Genomic DNA, 1,304 nt, shown 5'->3' with positions numbered 1-1,304 from the left:
TCGACATCACGCGCGAGAAGCCCGCCCAGATTGCGCGGCGCGGCGTGATCCGCTCGTTCCAGATTTCCGCCGTGTTCCCGCACCTGACCGTGCGCGAGAACGTGCGCATCGGCCTGCAGCGCCAGCTGGGCACCGCGTTCCAGTTCTGGCGCAGCGAGCGGTCGCTCGACGTGCTCGACGACCGGGCCATGGAACTGCTGGAGCAGGTGGGCCTGACCGAGTTCGCCGAGACCACCACTGTCAACCTGCCGTACGGCCGCAAGCGCGCGCTGGAGATCGCCACCACGCTGGCGATGGAGCCCGAACTGATGCTGCTGGACGAGCCCACGCAGGGCATGGGCCACGAGGACGTGGACCGCGTGACGCAGCTGATCAAGAAGGTCTCCGCCGGCCGCACCATCCTGATGGTCGAGCACAACATGAACGTGGTGTCGTCGATCGCCGACAAGATCACGGTGCTGCAGCGGGGCGCCATCCTGGCCGAAGGCCCGTACGCCGAGGTGTCGAAAGACCCGCGCGTGATGGAAGCCTACATGGGCACCGCCGACGCCGAACTGCAGGGGGCCCACTGAGATGAGCACGAACGCATCCAACGTCCCCGCGCTGGAAATCAGGGACCTGCACGCCTGGTACGGCGAATCGCACATCCTGCACGGCGTGGACCTGACCGTGAACCGTGGCGAAGTGGTCACGCTGCTGGGCCGCAACGGCGCCGGCCGCACCACCACCATGCGCGCGATCATGGGCCTGACCGGCACGCGCAAGGGATCGATCAAGATCAACGGCAACGAGACCATCGGCCTGCCCACGCACAAGATCGCGCACTACGGCATCGGCTACTGCCCCGAAGAGCGGGCGATTTTCTCGAGCCTGTCGTGCGAGGAAAACCTGCTGCTGCCGCCGGTGCTCAAGGGATCGAAGGGTGGCGACACCCCGGGCATGAGCGAGGCCGAGATCTACGAGATGTTCCCGAACCTGCGCGAGCGCAAGCAGAGCCAGGGCACGCGGCTATCGGGCGGCGAGCAGCAGATGCTGGCCGTGGGCCGCATCCTGCGCACGGGTGCCAACCTGCTGCTGCTCGACGAGATTTCCGAGGGCCTGGCCCCGGTGATCGTGCAGGCGCTGGCGCGCATGATCCTGATGCTCAAGAAGAAGGGCTACACCGTGGTGATGGTGGAGCAGAACTTCCGCTTTGCCGCGCCGCTGGCCGACCGCTTCTACGTGATGGAGCACGGCGCCATCGTCGAACGCTTTGCCGCCAGCGAGCTGCAAGCCAAGATGCCGGTGCTGAACGAACTGCTCGG

The 1,304-nt window shown here is 66.6% G+C and carries 2 protein-coding genes; both read left to right on the top strand.

Annotation, left to right across the window (positions count from 1 at the left end; all coding sequences use genetic code 11):
* Positions 1-572, top strand: a 572-nt coding sequence (locus CYJ10_RS15065) for an ABC transporter ATP-binding protein (protein ID WP_101682455.1), incomplete at its 5' end; no start/stop codon positions are given.
* Between the two features lies 1 nt (position 573).
* Positions 574-1,304: ABC transporter ATP-binding protein (locus tag CYJ10_RS15060; protein ID WP_101682454.1), on the top strand; the 731-nt coding region annotated here is incomplete at its 3' end.

Origin of the sequence: Cupriavidus pauculus (assembly GCF_002858765.1) — a bacterium.
Lineage (GTDB): Bacteria > Pseudomonadota > Gammaproteobacteria > Burkholderiales > Burkholderiaceae > Cupriavidus > Cupriavidus pauculus_B.
This window is presented reverse-complemented; position numbering and strand designations above follow the sequence as displayed.